We start from the raw sequence: 16,141 nt of genomic DNA, 5'->3' as shown, positions 1-16,141 counted from the left end.
GATGAATGGGTGTGGAAAAGGGAGCCGTTTTGAGCAACGACAACGGGCGCGTACGGCAGATGTGGCACCTCCTGGAGCCGCTGCACGCCGTCCTCTATTTCGCGCCACAGGTCTTCGAGGAGGCCGAGTCACTCGGGTACGACACCGGCGAGCGCTGGCCGAGCTACTTCGCCCTGCGGGCGGCGCCACTCGGGGCCCCAGGACCCCGTCGGGTGACCTCCGCGTTCTACAGCTTCAGCCCGCGCACGGTCGCCGAACACATCCCCGCCGCCTGGGACGTCGCCGCACCGGGCAAGGTGATTGAGGCCCGGACGCGCGGCATCGACCGGGCCTACCGCGCTCTCTTCGGCGAGCGGACGGACAGTCCCGATCTCGCCGAGGCCGCCGCGCTCGCCCGCAGGGCGGCGGAGGCCGTGCGCACCGAGGGCCGTCCGCTCGCCGCCGCCAACGCCGAGCTTCCCTGGCCCAAGGAGCCGCACCTCGTGCTGTGGCAGGCCGCGACGATCCTGCGCGAGCATCGCGGCGACGGCCATCTCGCCGCTTTGCTCACCGCAGGCCTCGACCCGGTGGAGGCCCTGGTGTCCTTCGCCGCGATCGGCGCGGCGCCGGCCGACGTCTTCGCAAGCCGCGGCTGGACCGAGCAGGAATGGTCGGCCGCCGGCGAACGGCTCTTCAGCCGGGGACTGCTGAACGCCGACCACACCGCGGCCGACGCGGGCCGTGCCCTGCGCACCGAGGTCGAGCACCGCACCGACGAACTGGCCGCTGCCCCCTGGCAGGCTCTCGGCGACGAAGGCACCGCGCGGCTGGCCGAACTCCTCGGGCCGCTCTGGCTGGAGGTCCTGGGCTCGGGAATGCTGCCCCGCGAGACCACGCTCGGCATCGGGAAGGTCTGACATCTCGGACCTGGACGTTCCTTCAGGAAGCCTGGTCGGGCCGATCGTAGGGCGTCTCGTTCTCACAGAAGCAGGTCCGGCTCGGCCGGAGTCCCCGGCCGCGTCAGCCGGATCTTCAGCATGGTCGGCCTGGACCAGGTATTCCCGACCCGCTCCACCGACTCGGAAGACGCTCAGTCGAGACAGAACTCGTTGCCCTCGATGTCCTGCATCACGATGCACGAATCACTGCCGTCATACAGCAGCCGCACACGTACGGCGCCGAGCGGGACCAGCCGTGCGCACTCGGCTTCGAGCGCGGCGAGGCGCTCTTCACCCACGAGCCCGGTGCCGACCCTCACGTCGAGGTGCAGCCGGTTCTTGACGACCTTGCCCTCGGGGACGCGCTGAAAGAACAGCCGCGGGCCCGCACCCGAGGGGTCACCGCAGGCGAACCACGCACCCCGATCCTCAGGAGCCCGGGAGCGGTCGAACTCGTCCCACGTGGCGAACTCTCCCGGTGGCGGAGAGACGACGTACCCCAACACCTCGCACCAGAAGCGAGCGACGCGCTCAGGCTCCGCGCAGTCGAAGGTGACTTGGAACTGCCTGATCGATGACATGGGCGCACCATAACAAGGGGATTCCCGCGCCCGACGCCCGCTCGAGGACGAGGCCCGCAGGACCATTACGGAGGCGTGTCGCGGGTGCTACCAGGGCACCGTCTGCGGCCGAAATTCCGGTGCTCGGCCACCTCGGCGAAACAGCGGAGCCTGGTCCACCTGCCCGTCACCGATGCCCCGCCGGTGGAAACCCGCCTGACGGTGCGCACCCTGTTGGGCGGGGTCGAAGGCACCCTCGCCCGGCTGCTCGGCACCGCCTGTCCGGCTGCTTGTGACGCGAGCGGCCAGACGGCTGTCCGGTTCTCGCCAGTCCGCCGTAAATGCCTGGACTGAGATCGGCCCCTGACGGGAAACTTCCGACTTCCGAACCTCCGGGAGTGTGATGGGGACCACTGACACGCAAGGGCCGACGCCGGGCAGGAGCGCGGTCGTTCTGGCGCTGCGCCACTACGGCCGGGAGCTGCTGCGACTACGACGACTGGCCCTGCCCGCGCTGCTGCTGCCGGCCGTGGGCAACATCGGCATCCGCTACATCGCCCCGCTGCTCATCGCCAAACTGGCAGGACAGGCCGCCGACGACAACGGTCTCACCCTCACCTCGGCAGTGCCGTACGTGCTGGGCTTCGGGGTGACGCTGCTGCTGGCCGAGGCCGTGTGGCGGGTCGGGCAGCACTGCCTGAACCGCGTGGACGCCCTCGGCATGGAACACCTGTACGTCAGTGGGATGGACGAACTCCTCGCCAAGGACGCGGCGTTCTTCCACGACAACTTCGCCGGCTCCCTGACCAAACGGGTGCTCAGCTTCGGCAAGCGCTTCGAGGACTTCGTCGACACGGTGACCTACCGGATCGTGGGCAGTCTCATCCCGCTGGTCTTCGGCGCCGTGGTGCTGTGGAGCTACGAACCGATGCTCGTCGCCGGCCTGGTGGTGATGATCGCGCTGACCGTGGTGGCCGCGACCCCTCTGATCCGTCGTCGGCAGAGACTCGTCAACGAGCGCGAAGCGGCGATCGCCCGCGTCTCCGGCCACGTCTCCGACAGCCTCATGAACATGGAGACCATCCGCGCGTTCGCGGCCGAGCGGCGGGAGGCCGACGAACACCGCAGCCGTGTCGCGGACTCCCGGCGGCTGACGCTGAGATCGTGGGACTACGGCAATCTGCGCGTCGACATTCTGATCGCGCCCATGTCCGTGCTGACCAACGTGCTGGGCCTGTTGGTCGCCGTCGCGTTCGGTGGCTCGGGCCAAGGCGTGGAGGAGGTCGTCGTCGCCTTCACCTACTACTCCAACGCCACGCAGATCATGTTCGAGTTCAACCAGATCTACCGGCGCCTGGAGAGCTCGATGACCGAGGCCGCCCAGTTCACGGAGCTGCTGCTGGATCCGCCCACCGTGCTGGACCCGCCGGCACCCGAACCGCCGGCACCGCGGGACACCGGCATCCGCTTCGACGCGGTGATCTTCGCCCACGACGGTGCGAAACCGATTTTCCAGGGACTCGACCTGGACGTCCCCGCAGGCGCACGGATCGGTCTGGTCGGCAGGTCCGGCGGCGGCAAGACCACGCTCACCCGGCTCCTGCTGCGGATGTCGGACATCGACGGCGGACACATCCTGATCGGCGGTCAGGACATCAGCCGGCTGCGCCAGACCGACCTGCGCTCACTGATCGCCTACGTCCCGCAGGAACCCGCCATGTTCCACCGCAGCCTGCGGGACAACATCGCCTTCGCCCGGCCCGGCGCCACCGACGACGAGATCCACGCCGCGGCCGCGGCCGCGCACGTCACGGAATTCGCCGACCAACTCTCCGACGGTTTCGCCACCTTGGTGGGGGAAAGGGGAGTGAAGCTCTCGGGCGGCCAGCGCCAGCGCGTCGCCCTCGCCAGGGCCATCCTGCGCGACGCCCCGGTCCTGCTGCTCGACGAGGCGACCAGCGCGCTGGACTCGGAGAGCGAGCTCCTCGTCCAGGACGCCCTGTGGCGGCTGATGGACGGACGTACGGCCCTCGTGGTCGCCCACCGTCTGAGTACCGTCGCCGGCATGGACCGTCTCGTAGTCCTCGACCGCGGAAACGTCGTCGAGCAGGGCACCCACAAGGAACTGCTCGCGTCGAAGGGCGCCTACGCCAAGCTGTGGCAGCACCAGTCGGGCGGCTTCCTCGGGGAGAGCACCGCGCCGGACCCCGGAGGCCCGGTCCCAAGAGCGGTCCCCGGCGGGCTGTCCGGACCGGCCGTCCGGGCGCCGGACGGGGACCGCGAGACGTCGTCGCACGCGCGTACGGGCACCGGGCGCACATGACCGAGTAGGTTTCAGGACATCCTCGACCGACGGGGTCCCGGGGCGACGGCGTCGGCGCGGCCGCCCGCCGAGGTGGTCGACGGTGCCCGTGCCCTGGCAGGAGACGCGCAGCCACGCCTCTTGCCCCGAACGTGGCTGAGCTGGTGCTCACATGGTTGAGACAGCGGCTTGTACGTCGCCCAGGGCTTGCCGGGCCACATTGCCGAACTCCTCGGTGTTGCCCGGGTCGCTCCACCGCTCATAGGCCATCTTCAAGGCGAGCGCGCCCAGTTGTGCGGTCACCCCGGCGGTGAGGTCGGGTATACCGCGACGCGCCATGGCGCCTGCTGTCGAAGCGGTGAGGCTCGTGCCCTTCAGGGCTTCACGCTCCTGGAGGTCGGGATGGGCTTCGATCACCGCTCGCCTGCGGACGGTGAACGCACGACGAGCGGGTGTGAAGACGTCCCGTCCGAGTGCGTCGAAGCCGCAGGCCAGCGCTTCGAGCGGGGCGGCTCCGGCGGGCGCCGCGGCGATCGCGGTGACGAGCGGCTCGATCAGCGCGTCCTCGCCGAAGAGCACCGCTCGCTTGTCCTGGAAGTGCCGGAAGAAGGTGCTTTTGGCGAGCCCCGCGCGTTGCGCGATGTCGAGCACGGTCGTGTCCTCGTACCCGCGCTCCGCGAACAGTTCGAGGGCGGCGTCGGCGAGTCGTTGCGATGCGTTGGGTTCCCAGCGAGCCATGAGTACAGCCTACGGGACTTGGTCTCGTCACCGTGTACAGTGATGGGACCAAGTCTCATCACTGACCAAGTCTCATCACTGAACGCGGAGGAATACCATGAGCCGAGCCGTTGTGTACGACACGTTCGGAGGCCCCGAGGTACTGGAGCTGCGCGAGGTCCCGCAGCCGCATGCGGGGCCGGGTGAGGTCCGCGTACGTGTGGCTGCCCTCGGCCTCAATCCCATGGACTGGATCCTCACCTCGATGCCGGAGGTGGCGGCGCAGTTCGGCATCACCCTTCCGTCCGGCTTCGGCACCGACTTCGCCGGCGTCGTGGACGAGGTGGGCGAGGGGATCTCCGGCTTCGCCGTGGGCGACCGGGTCTACGGAGGCGCGCTGGGCAGGGCGGCCGCCGACTCCGCGGTGGTCGATCCCTCGACCGATTCGCTCCTTCACACCCCGGCAGGGATCAGCGACGAGGTCGCCGGCACGCTCTCGGTGGCGGGACTGACCGCCTCGGCGGTGCTCGAGGCGGCCGAGGTGAAGGCCGGGGACACCGTCCTGATCGGGGGTGCCGCCGGCGGCGTCGGGGTGCTCGTCGTCCAGCTTGCCAAGCTCGCCGGTGCCCGGGTGATCGGAACCGCCTCGGAAGGCACCTTCGACTTCCTTCGGCAGCTCGGCGCCGATCCCGTCACCTACGGTCCGGGACTGGAGGACCGGGTACGCGCGATGGCTCCCGACGGTGTGAGCGCGGCGAGCGACCTGTTCGGCACGGAAACGGCCGAGGCGGCACTCGGGCTCGGTGTCCCCGCGCAGCGGATCTCCACGATCGCCGCCGGTCCCAACCCGCCGGGGGGCGTGCGGGCGACCGGCGGCTTCAACGCCCGGCCCGAGGACCTGGGGCGGATCGCCGACGCCGTCGCCGCCGGCGAGATCACCGTACCGATCGCCGCCACCTACCCCATCGACCGGCTCCGGGAAGCCGTCGAACTCCAGGCTCAGCGCCACGCCCACGGAAAGATCGTGGTCACCCTCTAGCGTCCCTTGTCCGGGTCCGGGGCTCGCCTGTCACAAAGTCACGCCGCCGCGGCGTTGTCTCCGGGTCGGTCGGATGTATAGCCTGTGCAATGTCATGTGACATTGCACAGAGGCAGAGGGCGGAGGGGAGCCTCGTGGCGTTGAAGGTCGTCGTCGTGGGCGCGGGCGTCGTCGGAGCCGCCTGCGCCTTCCACGCCGCCTCGGCGGGCATGGACGTCACGGTCACCGACCGCGGCCCCGTCGGCGCCGGGACGACCAGTCGTGGGGAGGGCAACGTTCTCCTCTCCGACAAGGAACCAGGCCCCGAACTCGACCTGGCGCGGCTGAGCCGCACGCTGTGGGACGAGGCCGGCCAGGAGATCGGGGCGGACTCGTTCGAGCTCGAGTCCAAGGGCGGCCTGGTTGTCGCCGGCAGCCCCGAAGGCCTCGTGGCGCTCGGAGAGTTCGCCGCGCGGCAGGAAGCGGCCGGTGTCCGCGTCGAGCCGATCGACCAGGTGCGGGACCTCGAACCCCACCTGGCGCCCGAGGTCCCCGGTGGCGTCCACTACCCGCAGGACGCCCAGGTGCAGCCGGTCCTGGCGGCGGTCGCGCTGCTGGGCGCCGCCGTGCGGCACGGCGCGCGCTTCCACACGGGCGAGGTCGCAGGCGCGGTGACCGGCCGGGACGGCAGGATCACCGGCGTCCGCACGACTGCCGGTGAGGTCCTGCCCGCCGACGCCGTCGTCAACGCCGCCGGAACCTGGGGCGGTGAGGTCGGCCGTCGGCTCGGCGCGCCCATCGAGGTGCTCCCACGTCGTGGCTTCGTCCTGGTGACCGAACCGCTGCCGCCGATGGTCCGCCACAAGGTGTACTCGGCCGACTACGTCGCCAATGTCGCCTCGTCCGACGCCGGGCTGGAGACCTCGTGCGTCGTGGAGGGCACCCGGGGCGGCACGATCCTCATCGGTGCCAGCCGGGAACGCGTCGGCTTCGACATGACGATGAACACCGCCGTGGTCGCCAGGCTCGCGGCACAGGCGTGCCTGCTCTTCCCCTTTCTGCGTCAAGTCCACCTGATCCGTGCCTATCGCGGTTTCCGGCCGTACTGCCCGGACCATCTGCCCGTCGTCGGCCCCGACCCACGTGTGCCGGGGGTCGTCCACGCCTGCGGTCACGAGGGAGCGGGCATCGGTCTCGCCCCCGCGACCGGCGCGCTCGTGACGGCCCATCTGCTCGGCCGTCCCTGGCGCGGCGCCGATCCGGCCGCGCACACCGGGCTTCTCCCCGACCGCTTCCTCACCCCCGGAGGTGTGCCGCGGTGAACGAGATCATCGTCGACGGCGAGCCCCTGCCGTTCGTCGAGGGACAGACCGTCGCCGCGGCGCTCGTGGCCGCGGGCCGGGTCGCCTGGCGCACCACCCGCGTCGGACACCGTCCACGCGGCGTCTTCTGCGGGATCGGCGTCTGCTTCGACTGCCTCGTGACGATCGACGGAGCCGGCGGCCGGCGCGCCTGCCTGGTACCGGCACGTACGGGCATGACCGTCGCGACCGAGGACGGCGACACCGAAGGCAGTGACGCCGAGGACAGCGACACCGAGGACAGCGACGCCGAGGAGAGTGACGATGAGTGATTCGGGAGACCTCATTGTCGTGGGCGCGGGCCCGGCCGGCATGGCTGCGGCGGCCACGGCCCTGGCCGGTGGGCTGCGCGTCGTCCTGGTCGATTCCGGCACGGCCGTCGGCGGTCAGTTCTGGCGGCACCCGCCGGAGCACGCGCGAGACTCGATCCCGACAGAGGATCTGCACCACGGACTGCGCCAGTACCACGCCCTGTGCGAGGCGTTGTCCGCGGCCCGGACGGCGGGACGACTCGACCTGCGCCTGGCACACCACGTGTGGTCCGCCGTCCGCGAGGACGACGGATTCGCCGTCCACGTGGTCGACCGTCGACAGGAGCCACGGGAGATCGCCGTGGCCCTGCGCGCGCCGAAGCTCCTCGTCGCGACCGGAGCCTACGACCGGCAACTGCCCTTCCCCGGATGGGATCTGCCCGGTGTACTCACCATCGGTGGCCTGCAGGCGTTGCTCAAGGGCGGCGGGGTCGCAGCCGGGAACCGCGTGGCGCTGGGAGGCACCGGCCCCTTCCTGCTGCCGGTGGCCGCCGGCCTCGCCGCACGCGGGGTCGAGGTGGTCACGGTCTGCGAGGCCGCCCACCCGACGGCATGGCTGCGCCACCCCGGTCCACTCCTGCGCAACCCCCGCAAATGGGCCGAGGGAGCCGGGTACGGCGCCACGCTCGCACGTCATCGCGTCCGGATCCGCCCGCGCACGGCGATCATCGGCGCCGAAGGAGACGACCGCGTGACATCGGTCCGGATCGCCTCACTGACGTCGGACGGCAGCCCGCGCCCGGGCACCGAACGGCACGTCGCAGTCGACGCCGTCGGGGTCGGATGGGGATTCGCGCCGCAGCTCGACCTGCTCGTCCCCCTCGGCTGCGCACTCACGGACTCGGCCGACGGCAACGCGGTCGTCGCGGTCGACAGGGGGCAGCGCACCACCGTTGCCGGTCTCTACGCCGCGGGGGAGACATGCGGCGTGGGCGGTGCGGCACTCGCGGTGGGCGAGGGCCGCCTGGCCGCGGAGTCCGTCCTCGCCGACTCCGGCGCCGCCCCCGTGCTGCGGCAGAGGCAACTGGCCGCGGTGCGCTCCGCGGTGACCGGGCAACGCGCCTTCGCGCGGGCGCTGGCTCTCGCGCACCCGATCCCTCCGGCATGGTCCTCCTGGCTGAGCGACGAGACCGTCGTGTGCCGCTGTGAGGAGGTGACCGCTGGTGCGATCCGGGCCGCCCGCGCCGAGGGCGGAGCGCCCGACCACCGGCAGATCAAGCAACTGACCCGCGCCGGCATGGGCTGGTGCCAGGGGCGGATGTGCGGACCTGCCGTGCATTGCCTCGCCGCACAGCGGCGGGCCTACGAGCCCGCGGAACGGCTCGTCGCGACCCCCGTCACCCTCGGCGCTCTCGCCGAACTCGACGACCTCGAGGAATGACCGTCGCATTCGACGGACACAGGAAAGCCGACAAGGAGTGCTCATGAGCGAGACCCGCAAGCCCTGGCACGGCGTCATCGTCGCGACCAGCCTGCCGTTCGACGACGACCTCACGGTCGACTTCGGCGCCTACGGCGAGAGCGTCGCATGGCTCGCCGAGCAGGGGATGCACGGCGTCGCGCCGAACGGCTCGCTGGGCGAATACCAGACCCTGACGTACGACGAGCGCGACCGTGTCGTCGAGACGGCCGTGGCGAACGCCCCTGACGGGTTCACCGTCATGCCGGGTGTCGGTGCCTACGGCGCCGTCGAGGCCAAGCGGCACGCCCAGTTCGCCAAGGACGCGGGCTGTCAGGCCGTCATGTGCCTGCCGCCCAACGCCTACCGCGCCGACGATCGCGCGGTCCTCGAGCACTTCGAACTGGTGGCCTCGGCCGGCCTCCCCGTCACCGCGTACAACAACCCCATCGACACCAAGGTGGACCTGCGCCCGGACCTGCTGGCCAAGCTGCACGCCGAAGGGTTCGTCGTCGGTGTCAAGGAGTTCTCCGGCGATGTCCGGCGCTGCTACGAGATCGCCGAGCTGGCACCCGGCCTCGACCTCATGATCGGCACCGACGACACCGTGCTGGAAGTCGCCGTCGCCGGCGCCAAGGGCTGGGTCGCCGGATACCCGCAGGTCTTTCCCCGAGCCTGTCTCGCACTGTACGAGGCGTCCCTCGCGGGTGACCTGGAGACGGCGCTTCCGCTCTACCGCCGGCTGCACCCGGTCCTGCGGTGGGACAGCAAGACGGAGTTCGTCCAGGCCATCAAGCTCGGCCAGGAGATGACCGGCCGCCGCGGTGGCGCGTGCCGCCCGCCGCGCCGGCCACTCGCACCGGAGACGGAGGCCGTCGTGCGCTCCGCCACCCGCGCCGTCATCGACGCCGGGACGAACTGACGATGCGCTCGACCGTCTGCTTTCACGCCGTCGACTCGCACACCGAGGGAATGCCCACCCGCGTGATCACGGGCGGTGTCGGCGTCCTCCCCGGCGCGACGATGTTCGAGAGACGACAACGTTTCGTGGCGGAACGCGACCACCTGCGCACCCTGCTCATGTGCGAGCCGCGCGGGCACGCGTCGATGTCCGGGGCCATCCTGCAGCCCTCGACCCGGCCGGACGCCGACTACGGTGTGCTCTTCATCGAAGTCTCCGGCTGCCTGCCGATGTGCGGGCACGGAACCATCGGCGTCGCGACAGTCCTCGTCGAGACCGGAATGGTCGAGGTGGTCGAGCCGGAGACCCTGGTGCGGCTCGACACACCGGCCGGACTGGTGACGGCCCGGGTGCGGGTGCGCGACGGCCACGCGGAATCGGTCACCCTGGAGAATGTCGCGTCGTACTGCCACGCACTCGACCAGGTCGTCGACGTGCCGGGATACGGGGCGGTGCGTTACGACATCGCCTACGGCGGCAACTTCTACGCCTTCGTCCGGACCGAGGACCTCGGGATCCCCTTCGAACGGGCGCACAAGCAGCGGCTGCTCGACGCCGGACTGGCCGTCATGGACGCCGTCAACAAGCAGAACCCGGTGTCCCACCCGGAGAACCCGGAGATAGACGTGTGCCACCACGTCTATCTCGAGGCCCCCGGATCGACCGCGGAACACTCACGACACGCCATGGCGATCCATCCGGGATGGTTCGACAGGTCGCCCTGCGGCACGGGCACCAGCGCCCGGATGGCGCAGTTGCACGCACGCGGGCAGCTTCCGGTCGGCCAGGACTTCGTCAACGAGTCGTTCATCGGCTCCCGGTTCGTCGGCCGCGTCCTGGGGGAGACCACCGTCGGAGATCTGCCTGCCGTCCTGCCGTCCGTCACCGGCCGTGCCTGGATCACCGGCACCGCGCAGTACCTGCTCGACCCGTCCGATCCCTACCCGGCGGGGTTCACCCTCTGAGCCATCGGTGTCACGTGCGCCCCGGGGCGGGTGAGCTCTTCGCCGTCCGTCCGGCCATCCGCCCACAGGGTGCGCACGTGCGCGAGATGGCGGCGCATGCACTCCTCCGCCTCATGAATCCGGCCGCTCACCATCAGATCCAGCAGTTCCACATGCTCCTGGGCGGAAGCGACCAGCCGCCCCGTCCCGTTGAGAGCGCCCAGTCCGAACAGGCGCGAACGCTTGCGCAGACCCGCCACCACCTCTACGAGATGGTGGTTGCCGGCCAGCGCCAGCAGCTCAAGATGGAACCGGTGATCGGCTTCGAGGTACTTGAGGACATCGTGCTCCTGGGCCGCTGTGACGATCTGCTGCGCCAGCGGACGCAGGGCCTCCAGTTGCTCGACGGCCGTCGTCGCCGCGACGCGCCCCACCGTGGGGACCTCGATCAGGGTTCGGATCTCGGTGAACTCGTCGAGATCCTGCTCGGTCATCTCCGTGACCCGGAACCCCTTGTTGCGTACCGCTTCGACCAGGCCCTCCCTGGCCAGGTCCAGCATGGCCTCACGCACCGGAGTGGCCGACACGCCGAGTTCCGCCGCCAGGGTGGGCGCGGAGTAGATGACCCCCGGACGAAGGTCGCCCGCGATCAGGGCGGCCCGGAGCGCGTTGGCGACCTGATCGCGCAGATGGGTCTGGACGGAGATCGCCTGGGGTTTGAGATGAGGCATCCCTGCTCCTCCGTACGACCAGCCAATGACCGCCCACTATACAATGTCACGTTGCCCCGACCGGGGGCACCGTCGGCTCAACTGCGCAGCCGCGAGTTGAGCCGGGCGGCCTGTCGCGTGAGGTGGTCGCGTTCAGGGATGTTCGGCGCCGACCGGGCGGCCTGGGCGTAGAGCCGTGCCGCGGTCGCCGGATCACCGTCGCGCTCGTGCAGGTACGCCGCCACGGCGGCGTACCGTGGCAGGCCGGGGTCGAGCCCCGCCAGGGCGGCCAGGCCGGCCCGCGGGCCGTCGGCTTCGCCCACGGCGACGGCCCGGTTGAGGCGGGCCACGGGGCTGTCGGTGAGACGCACCAGTTCGTCGTACCACTCGACGATCTGCACCCAGTCGGTCTCCTCGGCCGTACGGGCGTCGGCGTGGAGCGCGGCGACGGCCGCCTGGGCCTGGAACTCACCCAGGCGGTCGCGTGCGAGAGCGGCCTGGAGGACACCGACGCCCTCGGTGATCAGCTCGGTGTTCCACCGGCTGCGATCCTGCTCGGCAAGCGGTACGAGCCTGCTGTCGGGGCCGGTGGTCCGTGCCGGGCGCCGCGCGTGGTGAAGCAGCATGAGCGCCAGCAGGCCGGCGACCTCCTCATGTCCGGTCCTGGCCGCCAGTTGGCGGGTGAGCCGGATCGCCTCGGCGGCGAGGTCGATGTCGCCGGAGTATCCCTCGTTGAAGACCAGGTAGAGCACGCGCAGCACCGTGGCGACGTCGCCGGGCTGGTCGAACCGGACGCCGGAGACGGTCCGCTTGGCCCTGCTGATCCGCTGGGCCATGGTCGCCTCCGGCACGAGGTAGGCCTGCGCGATCTGCCGCGTGGTCAGACCGCCGACGGCTCGCAGCGTGAGCGCGACCGCCGAGGCCGGTGTCAGGGACGGGTGCGCGCACAGGAAGTACAGCCGAAGCGTGTCGTCGCCCCCCTCGCCAGGGCCGGGGCCCGGGCCGGGGCCGGGCTCGGCCTCGACCAGTTCCTCTCGCCGCCGCCGGGAGGCATCGGCGCGGGCGGCGTCGAGGAACTTGCGCCACGCCACCGTGATCAGCCAGCCCTTGGGGTCCCTCGGTGAGCCGTCCGGCCATGCGCGCACGGCCTCGACCAGGGCGTCCTGCACGGCGTCCTCGGCCGCCGCGAAGTCGGCTCCGCGACGGACGAGGACACCGATCACCGCCGGCACCAGCTCACGGAGGATCGCCTCGTTCACTCGCCGGCCGTGGCCTGCTCGGCGTAGAACGGGCGCACCTCGAGCCACTCGTGGATCGGCTTGCCACCCGCACCCGGAGCCGCGGACAACTCGCCGGCCAGCTCGAGCGCGCGCTCGTAGGTCTCGACGTCGATCACCATCCAGCCGGCGATCAGGTCCTTGGTCTCCGCGAACGGGCCGTCGGTGACCGGCGGCCGCCCCTCGCCGTCGTAGCGGACGAAGGTGCCCTCGGGGGAGAGCGCCTGACTGTCGACGAACTCGCCGGTGTCCTCCAGCCGGGCGGCGAAGTCACGCATGTACTGCACGTGGGCCGAAACCTCCTCCGGCTCCCACTGGTCCATCGGCACGTCGTTGACCGATGCCGGCGCGCCCCGATAGTGCTTGAGCAGCAGGTACTTGGCCATCGTGTTCTCCTTGGTGAGGTACGGCCCATTGTGGCCGTGTCTGCTCCTGGGACGGAGCAACGCGCGTGTTCTCGACATCGTTTGCGAAGAATTTCAAGCGGGCCGGCGTTTCACTTGAATCCGCTCCGCGGAAGGCAGCCGCGGCCCTGCGGTGATCTGGAGGTTGCGAGCGTGCTCGACGCGCTGCCGGACGCGGCAAGGTCCACGGTCGGGCGCGCGATCCAGGGCATCGCCACGTTCCGGGAGCAGTACGGGGTGGCTGTCGGGCTGCTGCTCGGTCAGTCCGGGCTGCCGACGGTTGATCACCCGTGTGGCCGGCCAGCCGGCCGGATCCCGGCCGATGCGTTCGGCGCCGGCGCGCATCACGCCGGACAGGAGCTCCACCGCGAGCCGCACGTCGCCTACGTCCCGGAACTCCCCGCCTGCCATGCCGTCCCGGACGATGCTCTCCACCCGCACCACGACCGCTTGGAATGGTCCGTACGGCCCCTTCGGCACCTCGGCAACCAGAGGGCCGGCGCCGGGCAGGAACATCAGTTGCATCGCCTGGTCCGTGCAGGCGTCCAGGACTGCCTCGACGACCTCCCGCATCCGCTCCGCCGCCGGGTCCTGGGACCGCTCGGCAATCGCTGTCACCCGCACGAGCATGGGCCGGCTCGCCCGCTCGGCCAGCGCGTGGACCAGCGTGTGCTTGTCGCGCGCGTAGTTGTAGAGCGTGTTGCGAGCGAGTCCTGCCCGAGTCGCGATGTGCCCCATGGTGATCGCGTCGTAGTTGCGCTCGAGCAGCAGATTCCGCATCGCCTCCGCGAGGTCGGCCCACACCATCTCGTGATGTTCCTCGATGCTGGCGCCCCGGATCCGTGGCATCAGATCACTCCTCTCTCACGGAGGCTTCCGCACGCCGCGCCGCGGCGCTAGCCCGCCTGCCCGGCAGCGGCGAAATGCGCGTTCTCCTGGTACTTCGAGGTCAGCTTTACGCGGGTGAGCCGCCAGCCGTCCGCCGTGCGGACCGCCTCGTTGTCGTAGAAGCCGACGACCAGCCAGCGATTGGGCCCGTCGGCGGCGGCCTCCGCCGGGAGCCAGTGAAGGGCGCGAAGGCGCCACGGAGGATCTCGACGTACTGGCCGACCGGCACGGCCGTCGGTGGAATCCCGGTCACCGATTCGAAGTCGAGGGTGACCTCGTCGGTGTAGACACGGCCCGCCAGTTCACTGAACTGCTTGAGATCTGCCATGTCGGCGTACCGGCCCATCAGCTCGACGCGATCACTTCAGGACGAGGGAGCGGGCTCCACCGGCGGGGCGCGTGTGGCTACCGGTCCTGGGAGAGCTCGAGAAGCTCGGCGAAGGTTCCGCCGGCGTGGACGAGATCGTCGTAGTGGCCCTGCTCGGTGATCCGGCCGTGTTCCATCACGACGATGTGGTCGGCGATCCTCGTGTTCTCGAGGCGGTGGGTGACCACGATGGTGATGCGGTCGGCGGCGATGGCTTTGATCTGTTCGAAGATCTGGTGTTCGCCGCGCGGGTCCATTTGGGACGTCGGCTCGTCCAGGATCAGCAGGTCAGGGCGCCGGTAGAGGGCCCGGGAGCAGGCGATGCGCTGCCATTGGCCGCCGGAGAGTTCAAAGCCGCCGAAGACGTCACGGGAGAGCAGGGTGTCCAGGCCTTGCGGGAGGTCGTCGACGGCCTCGCGCAGGCCGACCGCGTCGATGGCGTCCCACACCGGAGTGTCGTCGTGGGTACGGGGCTGACCGAGGGTGACGTTCTCGCGGACCGGCATCGGCCACTGGGCGAAGATCTGAGGCACCAGACCGGTGTGCGCCCAGACGGTGGCGGAGTCCACCTCGGCGAGGTCGGTGCCGTTCCACGTGATACGGCCTTTGTCCGGAAGATGGATGCCGGTGAGCAGACGGGTCAGAGTGGACTTGCCCGAGCCGTTCGCGCCGACGATCGCGAGGATCTGGCCGCGCTGAAGGGTGAGGGAGACGCCGTCCACGGCCGGCTTGTCCTTGCCCGGGTACTGGTAGACGACTTCCTCGAGCCGGATCTGCTCGGTCGGCGCGCTGTGTCTGCCGGGTCCGCGCTCGGGGGTGCGGGCCGCGGCGTCGTCCAGGAAGGTCTGCATGTCGCTCAGATAGAGGCTGGTGTGGAAGACCGCGGCGCCGTTGATCACGACCTGGGAGAGCGCGGCGAGTGTGGTCTGTACGGCGATGACGGCCGTGGCCGCGACCGCGAGGTCGATCCGGCCCGAGATCGCCAGCCAGGCCAGCGCCGACCATGTCGCGACGAGGAAGACACCGCCGGCCAGCGCGGAGAGCACCGCGATCCGCAGGGTCCGCGGCGCGGCGGCCAGGGTGCGCCGGTCGCACCGGTCGGACAGGGCCCGGTACCAGTGGACGAGGTAGTCGGTCATCGAGTTGGCGCGGACCTCGTCGCCGTACTTCGACGTGGTCGCCCACCAGCGCATCATGCCGCGGACGTTGCGGTCGGCGATGTTGGCGTAGTGGACCTCGTAGTCGACCCGGGCGGTCAGGACCGCACCCGCGCCGGCCGGCAGCACGGCCAGCAGGAGCAGCGGCAGCATCAGCGGGTTCAGCACCGACAGCACGCCGCCGGCGGTGACCATCCGGATCAACGCGGACAGAAACCGCTGGGCGTCGGTGACCATCACCTGGGTGCGGATCACTCCCATCTCGGCCGCCTCGTGCCGGTCCGAGAAGCCCTCCTCCGCGTATGCGGACGCCTCCACCCGGCACACCGCCTCGACCAGGGCGCTGTCCGTCTCCGTCGTCAGCCTCGGGGTGATCCGCCGTTCCGCGTACGTGGCCACCGCCGCCGCACCGCGGCCCAGCGCGGCGGCGAGCGCGACCACCAGCAGCGCCGGCAGAGCCCCGTGCAGCCTGTCGCCGACGGAGTCGTTGCCGAGGAGGGGCTTCATCGCGCGGGCAGTGGCGGTCAGGAGTACGGCGGCTGAGACACCTGTGACCACCTGGCAGCCGAGCAGTAGCTGTACGGCCCGCCGGTCGGTCCGCCACGACAGTCGGACGATCCTGCCCAGCACGGCCGGGATTTGCGCGCACATCCGCCCGAAGGAGGCCTCGGCGAGCGGGTTGACGGAGTACTGACCGCTGTAGGTGATCTCCGCCGGCGGTGGAGGCGGAGGAGAGGGAGAGGGAGAGGGAGAGGGAGGGGGAGGCACGGAAGCCGGCTGTCCATTCGTAGCGTTCGAGGTCAACGTCGGTCCCCTTGACGGTCGTCCAGCATGGTCGTGGAGCTCAA

At 70.6% G+C, this 16,141-nt stretch carries 16 protein-coding genes; 8 read left to right on the top strand and 8 right to left on the bottom strand.

Annotated features, from left to right (window positions below; genetic code table 11):
* Positions 1–5: 5 nt before the first annotated feature.
* Complete coding sequence (locus KUM40_RS22730) at positions 6–896, top strand: hypothetical protein (RefSeq protein ID WP_374227411.1); 891 nt, start codon at positions 6–8, stop codon at positions 894–896.
* A 173-nt stretch (positions 897–1,069) separates the two neighbouring features.
* Here the strand turns inward: KUM40_RS22730 and KUM40_RS22725 are convergent, their stop codons facing one another.
* Positions 1,070–1,498, bottom strand: coding sequence for a VOC family protein (locus KUM40_RS22725; protein WP_217167861.1), 429 nt, complete (start codon positions 1,496–1,498; stop codon positions 1,070–1,072).
* 382 nt (positions 1,499–1,880) lie between these two features.
* Between KUM40_RS22725 and KUM40_RS22720 the strand changes: the two genes are divergently transcribed.
* Entirely contained in the window at positions 1,881–3,800 is a 1,920-nt protein-coding gene (locus KUM40_RS22720; protein ID WP_217167859.1) for an ABC transporter ATP-binding protein, read from the top strand.
* A gap of 147 nt (positions 3,801–3,947) precedes the next feature.
* On the opposite strand, the gene KUM40_RS22715 is transcribed toward KUM40_RS22720, so the two are convergent.
* Entirely contained in the window at positions 3,948–4,517 is a 570-nt protein-coding gene (locus KUM40_RS22715) for a TetR/AcrR family transcriptional regulator (RefSeq protein ID WP_217167857.1), read from the bottom strand.
* A gap of 97 nt (positions 4,518–4,614) precedes the next feature.
* On the opposite strand from KUM40_RS22715, the gene KUM40_RS22710 reads away from it, so the two are divergent.
* The 6 genes from KUM40_RS22710 to KUM40_RS22685 all read left to right on the top strand — a co-directional run bounded on the left by KUM40_RS22710 (position 4,615) and on the right by KUM40_RS22685 (position 10,511).
* The gene (locus KUM40_RS22710; RefSeq protein ID WP_217167856.1) at positions 4,615–5,535 is read left to right on the top strand and encodes an NADP-dependent oxidoreductase; all 921 of its coding nucleotides are present in this window, start codon (positions 4,615–4,617) and stop codon (positions 5,533–5,535) included.
* Positions 5,536–5,675: 140 nt separating this feature from the next.
* Positions 5,676–6,836: an FAD-dependent oxidoreductase gene (locus tag KUM40_RS22705; protein WP_217168563.1), complete on the top strand. Its 1,161-nt coding sequence runs from the start codon at positions 5,676–5,678 to the stop codon at positions 6,834–6,836.
* The gene (locus tag KUM40_RS22700) at positions 6,833–7,147 is read left to right on the top strand and encodes a (2Fe-2S)-binding protein (RefSeq protein ID WP_217167855.1); all 315 of its coding nucleotides are present in this window, start codon (positions 6,833–6,835) and stop codon (positions 7,145–7,147) included. Before KUM40_RS22705 ends, KUM40_RS22700 begins: the two co-directional genes overlap by 4 nt.
* A complete protein-coding gene (locus KUM40_RS22695) occupies positions 7,140–8,567 on the top strand; it encodes an NAD(P)/FAD-dependent oxidoreductase (RefSeq protein WP_217167854.1) in 1,428 nt (475 codons plus the stop codon). Before KUM40_RS22700 ends, KUM40_RS22695 begins: the two co-directional genes overlap by 8 nt.
* A 43-nt stretch (positions 8,568–8,610) precedes the next feature.
* Positions 8,611–9,507: a dihydrodipicolinate synthase family protein gene (locus KUM40_RS22690; protein ID WP_217167853.1), complete on the top strand. Its 897-nt coding sequence runs from the start codon at positions 8,611–8,613 to the stop codon at positions 9,505–9,507.
* 2 nt (positions 9,508–9,509) lie between these two features.
* Entirely contained in the window at positions 9,510–10,511 is a 1,002-nt protein-coding gene (locus tag KUM40_RS22685) for a proline racemase family protein (protein ID WP_217167852.1), read from the top strand.
* Here the strand turns inward: KUM40_RS22685 and KUM40_RS22680 are convergent.
* From KUM40_RS22680 to KUM40_RS22655, 6 genes are all read right to left on the bottom strand, one after another.
* Complete coding sequence (locus KUM40_RS22680) at positions 10,487–11,221, bottom strand: GntR family transcriptional regulator (RefSeq protein WP_217167851.1); 735 nt, start codon at positions 11,219–11,221, stop codon at positions 10,487–10,489. The two genes, KUM40_RS22685 and KUM40_RS22680, sit on opposite strands and share 25 nt — an antisense overlap.
* Positions 11,222–11,298: 77 nt before the next feature.
* Positions 11,299–12,459, bottom strand: a complete 1,161-nt coding sequence (locus KUM40_RS22675) for an RNA polymerase sigma factor (protein ID WP_217167850.1) — start codon at positions 12,457–12,459, stop codon at positions 11,299–11,301.
* Positions 12,456–12,863, bottom strand: a complete 408-nt coding sequence (locus KUM40_RS22670; RefSeq protein ID WP_217167849.1) for a YciI family protein — start codon at positions 12,861–12,863, stop codon at positions 12,456–12,458. The genes KUM40_RS22675 and KUM40_RS22670 overlap by 4 nt, the downstream gene beginning before the upstream one ends.
* A gap of 93 nt (positions 12,864–12,956) precedes the next feature.
* Positions 12,957–13,730, bottom strand: a complete 774-nt coding sequence (locus tag KUM40_RS22665) for a TetR/AcrR family transcriptional regulator (RefSeq protein ID WP_217167848.1) — start codon at positions 13,728–13,730, stop codon at positions 12,957–12,959.
* A 47-nt stretch (positions 13,731–13,777) separates the two neighbouring features.
* Positions 13,778–14,026, bottom strand: a complete 249-nt coding sequence (locus tag KUM40_RS42715) for a nuclear transport factor 2 family protein (RefSeq protein ID WP_217168562.1) — start codon at positions 14,024–14,026, stop codon at positions 13,778–13,780.
* A 148-nt stretch (positions 14,027–14,174) separates the two neighbouring features.
* Positions 14,175–16,097 carry an ATP-binding cassette domain-containing protein gene (locus KUM40_RS22655; RefSeq protein ID WP_374227410.1) on the bottom strand — a complete coding sequence of 641 codons (1,923 nt, stop codon included), beginning with the start codon at positions 16,095–16,097 and terminating at the stop codon, positions 14,175–14,177.
* Between the last annotated feature and the right edge of the window lie 44 nt (positions 16,098–16,141).

Origin of the sequence: Streptomyces sp. AC512_CC834 (assembly GCF_019049325.1) — a bacterium.
GTDB lineage: Bacteria > Actinomycetota > Actinomycetes > Streptomycetales > Streptomycetaceae > Streptomyces.
The sequence above is the reverse complement of the archived record's forward strand: the minus strand, read 5'-3'. Positions and strand labels throughout refer to the sequence as shown.

What these genes read in the sequence shown, in the direction of transcription:
- KUM40_RS22730 (WP_374227411.1), top strand. Translation starts at nt 6, where the DNA reads ATGGGTGTGGAAAAGGGAGCCGTTTTGAGCAACGACAACGGGCGCGTA.
- KUM40_RS22725 (WP_217167861.1), bottom strand. Translation starts at nt 1,498, where the DNA reads ATGTCATCGATCAGGCAGTTCCAAGTCACCTTCGACTGCGCGGAGCCT.
- KUM40_RS22720 (WP_217167859.1), top strand. Translation starts at nt 1,881, where the DNA reads ATGGGGACCACTGACACGCAAGGGCCGACGCCGGGCAGGAGCGCGGTC.
- KUM40_RS22715 (WP_217167857.1), bottom strand. Translation starts at nt 4,517, where the DNA reads ATGGCTCGCTGGGAACCCAACGCATCGCAACGACTCGCCGACGCCGCC.
- KUM40_RS22710 (WP_217167856.1), top strand. Translation starts at nt 4,615, where the DNA reads ATGAGCCGAGCCGTTGTGTACGACACGTTCGGAGGCCCCGAGGTACTG.
- KUM40_RS22695 (WP_217167854.1), top strand. Translation starts at nt 7,140, where the DNA reads ATGAGTGATTCGGGAGACCTCATTGTCGTGGGCGCGGGCCCGGCCGGC.
- KUM40_RS22690 (WP_217167853.1), top strand. Translation starts at nt 8,611, where the DNA reads ATGAGCGAGACCCGCAAGCCCTGGCACGGCGTCATCGTCGCGACCAGC.
- KUM40_RS22685 (WP_217167852.1), top strand. Translation starts at nt 9,510, where the DNA reads ATGCGCTCGACCGTCTGCTTTCACGCCGTCGACTCGCACACCGAGGGA.
- KUM40_RS22680 (WP_217167851.1), bottom strand. Translation starts at nt 11,221, where the DNA reads ATGCCTCATCTCAAACCCCAGGCGATCTCCGTCCAGACCCATCTGCGC.
- KUM40_RS22670 (WP_217167849.1), bottom strand. Translation starts at nt 12,863, where the DNA reads ATGGCCAAGTACCTGCTGCTCAAGCACTATCGGGGCGCGCCGGCATCG.
- KUM40_RS22665 (WP_217167848.1), bottom strand. Translation starts at nt 13,730, where the DNA reads ATGCCACGGATCCGGGGCGCCAGCATCGAGGAACATCACGAGATGGTG.